We start from the raw sequence: 6,744 nt of genomic DNA, 5'->3' as shown, positions 1-6,744 counted from the left end.
ACACGCCGAGGAACGCATGATCACCCTGACCTTTCAAGATCTGTAGCCGCCAGCGCCGAAGTCAATACCTGTTTGGCTGCCTCTCGATCCGCGATCATCGGGAGGCTCGCGAAACGACGACACCAATCACATCTACGCCCCTTTTCGCCGTCGCCTCCGAATGCTCGGGAAGATTCCCTGCCGTGTTCACCCACCCGTTCTGACTCGCCGACCGCTGCAAACCCAACGGATCCGCCTCCGGGTTCGCCGGGCGAGCCACACTTTATCGTATCAGCCTGAATGTTGAGAGTCAGCCAGTCCAACCTTCAGCGTTCGACATGGACTCGATCGGGAAGAAGTTCCGAATATCCACGGACATTCCAGTTCTGTCTTTGTATTCCTCCGATGCGATATAGAGGAGACTCTCGGCCCCCTGGACGGACGGTGCCACAAAACGTGCGAATCCGGCATCACTTCGCCAGACAGTCTCGTATGCCTCCCTACCCGCCAAGATGCACGCACAACGGGCGTAAAGGAAGTGGTCGCTCGACTGGGGAAATTCCAAGCCAGACGCCAACGTGACCGGCACCCGCGCAAGAATCTTCCTGTCAATACGGAATAGCGCTTCGTGAAGTCGTTCAACAAATCCGACCAGGTCCGTTTCAGTCAACGGGCCCAAGCGTGATGAGATACCATTCAAGGCAGAATCGACCTCGCCGGCATCTTGAACGGCACTGAACCCGATAACAGCCCAGAAGCGGTTCGCTTCGAACCCGGCGCTACCAAAGGGTGAGTTGCTCATACTTTTCAGCATTCCTTCTCTCGAGAATCTTCTTCCCCGGGGATGCGTAGTCGTTCGACAACTCTACCCCTCGACCGCGCAGTTCTTGCATTCGAAGGTGTTCGGCCACGAAGAGGTCGTCGTTTGTTCCACAAACATGGGTACAGGTCGCGTCGTCAATTCTCTTTAGTCGCCCACTGTCGACATGGCTCTGCAGGCGACGGTCGAGGTTATTCGTCTTGCCCACGTAAATTTTTCCGGGATTCAATTGGTCTTCGAACTCGTAGATCCCTTGCTTTTTATTGCAGTTGTGCACCAGTACCGACGTGGCGCTCGCCAACACATAGTACGTGTGAACGTCCTCAATGGTGAGGTCATACACCGGTTCAACCCGGCTGTAGCGGTCCACATCAACTACCTCTGGCGAGGTGCCGCCGACCGAGGTGAGGCGGTCGCCCGGGTCGAGGTCGCCGATGTTGACGAAGCTGCGTTGGTCCTCGACCCATACGGGGTGCCAGGAGGTGGCGTCGACTGTGCCTGCGGTGCCGCCCTCGTTGGTGACGGTGAGGCTGGTCATGTCGTCTTCGTCGGTGTGGACGATGGTGGCGACGACGGCGCGGTCGGCGGTTTCGCCGGTGGTGGGGTCGGTGGCTTTCACCTTGTCGCCGATCTCGACTTCGGAGATCGGTTTGGTGGAGCCGTCGGCCATCAGGACCAGCGTCGTGGCTACGAAGCTGTGCTTCGCACAGCTCCCACTGCCGCCGGACACCAGCTTCTGGAACTCCTCGGTGGCGGCGCGGGTGATGTCGTCGGTGATGGTCTGGACTCGGCGCAGGACGCCCTTGGCCTTGTCGACGATGCCGGCGAGGCGACCGACCGCTTTGAGCGCGTTGTAGCCGGCTTCCAGGACCTTCGCGGCCTTACCCCACGGCACCAAGCCCGCGACCAGACCGGCGCAGCCCCAGATGTCGCCCTTGGTGAAACAATCGACGATGTCATTCCAGCCGGAGATCTCCTTCAAGACCTCCCAGGCAACCTCCTTGATCACATCCCACTTCGTCTTGTGGGCATCAGCCAACGCCCGCTGGTAGTCCTCTCCGCCGCCGGATGGCCAAGGCAACCGCCGGCGGTCAGCTGGCGGACCGCTCATTCGCTGAGCAGGGCGGCACCCTTCACCGAGTCGCAGGACGCGATCAGGTCTGCCTTCGAGGGCCGGTGGTTGCTCGTCTTCGACAATGTCGACCAGCCCGGCTGGATCAGCGGGATGCTGCCCGTCGAGCCGACCGCCTCGGTCGTCATCACCTCGCGCCGGCGCGATTGGTCCGACGACGGGCTCGCCACGCCTCGTTCATCCGGCGCAGGTGGTCGTAGGCGAAGCACTGCGTGTCCGCCACCCGGCCCACCGGAGTGTCCGCGATCTTGGTGACGTTGCCGGCCGGGTCGTAGGTGTAGGTACGCTCGGCCAGACGGCTGCCGGTCGTCGTCTCACGGCTGGCGATCGTGCGTTCGAGGCGACCCGTGCCGACCTCGTAGCTGTTGATCACCTCGACGGCTGCCACGTCTTCCCGCTGCCCCCCGGCGAGAAGATCGCCGCACTGCACAGCGAGAAGCGCTGCCCCCGCACTGGGGCGTGCCGCGACGGACACGCCAAGCCCGAACAGCGCGCCACCACCGACCCTGCCGTGATCGAGCGGTGTTGGTCGGCCGGACCGTTCAACATCGGCATCGCCACCGGCCCGAGTGGGCTGGTCGTGATCGACCTGGACACCCGCAAGACACCCGACGATGTGCCCAAGGACGGCTGGAACCGGAGGGGCATCGTGGACGGCCACGACGTGTTCGCCGCCGTCTGCCAGGAAGCGGGGCAGCCGGTGCCGTGGGAGACGCGCACCGTGCGCACTGCCCGCGGCGGAACACACCTGTACTTCCGCACACCGTCCGGTGTGGAACTGCGCAGCACCGAGGGTGACAAGGGCAACGGACTCGGGTGGAAGGTGGACACCCGCGCGTGGGGCCACGTGGTCGGACCGGGATCGGTCACCCGAACGGCGGCTACACAGTCACCGACGACACCGGCCCCGCCGGACTGCCCGGCTGGGTTAGTACTGCAACGGCACTTGCTTGTTCGGTAGTGGATCATGTTCGTCGTGGTGGTTGATGTCGCTGTGGCGGAGTTGGATCGGGTACACGCGCGGATCGGTGCTCGATTCGCCAGGTCGGAGCCCCGGTCGCGGACTCGGGAGTACCTGCTCGGGCTGACCGCCGGGTTGGAACGTAAGAACGGTTGGACGCTGGCCGAGCGGGCCGGTGAGGTGTCGCCGGACGGGATGCAGCGGTTGTTGCGTCGGGCGGACTGGGACGTCGACGGCGTGCGGGACGACCTGCGCGACTACGTCGTGGGGCACCTCGGCGCCAAGGACGGGGTGCTGATCGTGGACGACACCGGATTCCTGAAGAAGGGCACCCGCTCGGCCGGGGTGCGGCGGCAGTACTCGGGCACCGCCGGACGAACGGAGAACTGCCAGGTCGGGGTGTTTTTGGCCTACGCCTCCGACCGTGGTCACGCGTTGATCGACCGGGAGCTGTACCTGCCGGAGTCCTGGACCGCGGACCGTGAGCGGTGTCGGGCGGCCGGTGTCCCGGACGGGGTGGAGTTCGCGACCAAGCCGCGGCAGGCGATGGCCATGATCGAACGGGCGTTGGCCGCCGGCGTGCCGTTCGGATGGGTGACCGCGGACGAGGCCAACGGACAGGCCAAGTACCTCCGGTTCTGGCTCGAGCAGCACGACATCGCCCACGTGGTGGCGACCAGGGTCAACGACACGCTGGTCACCACCGACTTGCGCCAGGTCCGCGCCGACGACCTCGTCGCCGGGCTGCCGGCACGGGCCTGGCGGCGATTGTCGGTGGGCGCCGGGGCCCACGGGCCGCGCGAGTACGACTGGGCGCGGGTGCCGCTGCGCATCCTGTGGGAACCGGGCCGCGGACACTGGCTGCTCGCCCGCCGCTCGATCACCGACCCGACCAACATCGCCTTCTACGTCTGCTACGGACCGCGCCGGTCGACACTGCTGGACCTGGCCTGGATCGCCGGCACCCGCTGGCGCATCGAGGAATGCTTCCAACAGGCCAAGAACGAGGCAGGACTCGACCACTACCAGGTCCGCTCCTGGCGGGCCTGGTATGCCCACATCACCCTGTCCATGCTCGCCCACGCCTGGCTCGCCGTCACCCGAACCCTTGTGGCAAAAGGGGAACCGGCGTCACCCGCACAGGCATGATCGGCTTCACGTTACCCGAGATCCGACGCCTGCTGATCAACCTGGTACTACAACCCACCACCAGCGCCGAGCACGTCTGGTCCTGGTCGTGCTGGCGCCGACGACGCCAACACCAAGCCCGCCTCAGTCACTACAAGCGACGCGGCTACCCACTCACATAAGTGCCGTTGCAGTATTAGCCAGCGCCTCACTCCCAAGCCGCCACCGGCCCGTACAACACCAATCGTGAGCCATTCCGAGCGGCTACCGGCCTACGTCACCGCAGCGGTCAAGGGTGAGCGGGACAGGGTCGCAGCGGCCCAATCAGGGGCACACACCCGGACTCTGTTCGTCGCCTCCGTCGCGCTCGGGCAACTCGTCGGCGCAGGACTACCCCCTGGCTACAGCAGAAGCGGAACTGTTCAACGCCGCACTGCACATGATCACCGACCGGTGCGGCTGCACCGACCGGGTCGACGACCCCTTCGGTGGTGCCGTTGCTGTGAGGCAAGGCAAGTCCGGCGGCCACGACGTCGTTGTCCTTGCGCAGACCGTGGACGAAGCGGTGCAGGGCGGCCCGCGTCCACCGCACATCTTGGGGGATCGGGCAGTGCAGGTGCTTGCCGTCGACCAGGGACAGCCAGCGACCCGACAGAGGGCTGGCCGACCTCTTGACCTATCCCGGCACGAACACGGTGGCCGAAGCCCGACGGCGGGGACCTCGGCGAGGCCAGCAGGTCTCGTGGGCGTAGCGCACCAGCGCCGGGCAGGAGGCACCGCCCTGCCTGTCGACAGATTCGGCGCCGGCGGAACCGTGGCCGCCGGCGCCGGCAAACCTGCTCGGCGCCCGACACGTCAACGACTGTCGCCGAGCAAACCTGAGTCGCCACCCATGTCAACAGCATCAAACAAAGCTTGCTGGAGGCGCCACGATCGACTCGGCACAGGAACCAGTGAGCGTGCGACGATCAGGAGTAGGACTTCGCCGCCGAATTGATGCGCACGTTGATCACGCTCGCGTTCTCCTCATCGTCAACTTCGACACTCAGCCGGTTAACTCCATGTTGTACATAGAATACTGCCGTGATGTCTTCGTTCGGATCGTGAGCAACTAGTTGCCCGGATGAGACCTCAAGTCCACCCTGGTAGACACAAAGCAGCGCTTCGTCCGGTTCGCCACCTTCGATGAAGTTCACTTCCACTACGCCATCAATTGCGTTGAGCACAGCAAGGTAGATGGAGTCGGATCCCACGTCGATACAGGAGCTCGACGGCTCCCAGTGATCGTGAGTCGAGACACTACCTCTGTCGCGAACGATCAAAAGACCGTGAGAGAAGCCCATGGTAAACGAACCCATGAGACGCCCGCCCCGTTCACTACTCTGCGAGGAAATCATACCACTCCCGATTTATTCCATTCACCACACCGCCCTGGGTGCGAGCACATTTCGTACAGTGAGGGTACGCGGTGAACGGCCCACTAGGCACCAACTTATTGGCTGGGACGTGGTCGCCGATCCAGTTTCCACTCTTCGTCCCTGGGCTTCTTACACCACAGGTTTGGCAACCGTGTGCGTCGCCCGACTCATTGATCAACGGTTGTTCGGTGACCGGGTCGATCCGATCACCATGTGCGACCGACACCCCCTCCTTCGCATACGGCCCTGGCTCCAATGTCAGATCAACGACCTTGTCCTCCCGTTCGCAATTGTGCACCAGTATTGCTACAGATCCGACAGCCACGTGGTAGGTGTGGATGCCGTCGACCGTCAGATCGTATACCGGCTCAACATGCGCGTATCTGCGAACGCTCGCGACCTCGGCCGCCGATGTGAGTTGCTGACCGGGTTTGAGGTCCCCGATGTTGACGAAGCGGTCTTCGGCCTCTACCCAGACGGGGTGCCATGAGGTGGCGTCGACGGTGCCCGTGGTGCCGTCATCGGCGGTGACGGTGAGGCGGGTCATGTCGTCTTCGTCGGTGTGGACGATGGTGGCGACGACGGAGCGGGCGGTGGTTTCGCCGGTGGTGGGGTCGGTGGCTTTCACCTTGTCGCCGATCTCGACTTCGGCGATTGGTTTGGTGGAGCCGTCTGCCATCAGGACCAGCGTCGTGGCTACGAAGCTGTGCTTCGCACAGCTCCCACTGCCGCCGGACACCAGCTTCTGGAACTCCTCGGTGGCGGCGCGGGTGATGTCGTCGGTGATGGTCTGGACCCGGCGCAGGACGCCCTTGGCCTTGTCCACGATGCCGGCGAGGCGGCCGACCGCTTTGAGCGCGTTGTAGCCGGCTTCCAGGACCTTGGCGGCCTTGCCCCACGGCACCAGGCCCGCGACCAGACCGGCGCAGCCCCAGATGTCACCCTTGGTGAAACAATCGACGATGTCGTTCCACCCGGAGATCTCCTTCAAGACCTCCCAGGCAACCTCCTTGATCACATCCCACTTCGTCTTGTGGGCATCGGCCAACGCCCGCTGGTAGTCCTCCCACGAGATGCCCTCGGTGGCCAGCCGATTCTTCAACGCCGTGTCGTTACCGCTGTTGGACTGCTGCCACGCACGCTGACGGTCGTAGAACGTCGTCCGTTCCCGCTCGTAGGTGTCGTTGGCACCCTCACCATGCACCGCGGGGTTCCTGCCGCACAGCACACCGTCTGGACCGCAGTCGATGATCAGGTCGGTCGGGTCGCTGTAGGTGACCGGGCTGTTGTTGGCGTAGGCGTAGCC

General features: G+C 64.1%; 8 protein-coding genes. 2 read left to right on the top strand and 6 right to left on the bottom strand.

The window, feature by feature from the left end; genetic code table 11:
- Positions 1-289: 289 nt before the first annotated feature.
- From A6A25_RS38465 to A6A25_RS46110, 4 genes are all read right to left on the bottom strand, one after another.
- The gene (locus A6A25_RS38465) at positions 290-781 is read right to left on the bottom strand and encodes a DUF4240 domain-containing protein (protein ID WP_073898963.1); all 492 of its coding nucleotides are present in this window, start codon (positions 779-781) and stop codon (positions 290-292) included.
- Positions 759-1,838 (bottom strand): polymorphic toxin-type HINT domain-containing protein, encoded by a 1,080-nt coding sequence (locus A6A25_RS38460; RefSeq protein ID WP_158073899.1) that lies wholly within the window; start codon positions 1,836-1,838, stop codon positions 759-761. Before A6A25_RS38460 ends, A6A25_RS38465 begins: the two co-directional genes overlap by 23 nt.
- Before the next feature lie 68 nt (positions 1,839-1,906).
- Entirely contained in the window at positions 1,907-2,059 is a 153-nt protein-coding gene (locus tag A6A25_RS45115; RefSeq protein WP_198933013.1) for a hypothetical protein, read from the bottom strand.
- A complete protein-coding gene (locus tag A6A25_RS46110) occupies positions 2,059-2,319 on the bottom strand; it encodes a hypothetical protein (RefSeq protein ID WP_241829147.1) in 261 nt (86 codons plus the stop codon). The genes A6A25_RS45115 and A6A25_RS46110 overlap by 1 nt, the downstream gene beginning before the upstream one ends.
- A 9-nt stretch (positions 2,320-2,328) precedes the next feature.
- Here A6A25_RS46110 and A6A25_RS38450 point away from each other — a divergent pair, with 9 nt between their 5' ends.
- Entirely contained in the window at positions 2,329-2,892 is a 564-nt protein-coding gene (locus A6A25_RS38450) for a bifunctional DNA primase/polymerase (RefSeq protein WP_241829146.1), read from the top strand.
- A 15-nt stretch (positions 2,893-2,907) separates the two neighbouring features.
- Positions 2,908-4,041 carry an IS701 family transposase gene (locus tag A6A25_RS38445; protein WP_083669014.1) on the top strand — a complete coding sequence of 378 codons (1,134 nt, stop codon included), beginning with the start codon at positions 2,908-2,910 and terminating at the stop codon, positions 4,039-4,041.
- 947 nt (positions 4,042-4,988) lie between these two features.
- Here A6A25_RS38445 and A6A25_RS43680 read toward each other — a convergent pair.
- A complete protein-coding gene (locus A6A25_RS43680) occupies positions 4,989-5,273 on the bottom strand; it encodes a hypothetical protein (RefSeq protein WP_143193693.1) in 285 nt (94 codons plus the stop codon).
- A gap of 124 nt (positions 5,274-5,397) precedes the next feature.
- Positions 5,398-6,744: Hint domain-containing protein (locus A6A25_RS38440; protein WP_274534384.1), on the bottom strand; the 1,347-nt coding region annotated here is incomplete at its 5' end.

Origin of the sequence: Saccharothrix sp. CB00851 (genome assembly GCF_001905065.1) — a bacterium.
Lineage (GTDB): Bacteria > Actinomycetota > Actinomycetes > Mycobacteriales > Pseudonocardiaceae > Actinosynnema.
Note: the sequence above shows the minus strand (reverse complement) of the source record. Positions and strands in the feature narration are given on the sequence as shown.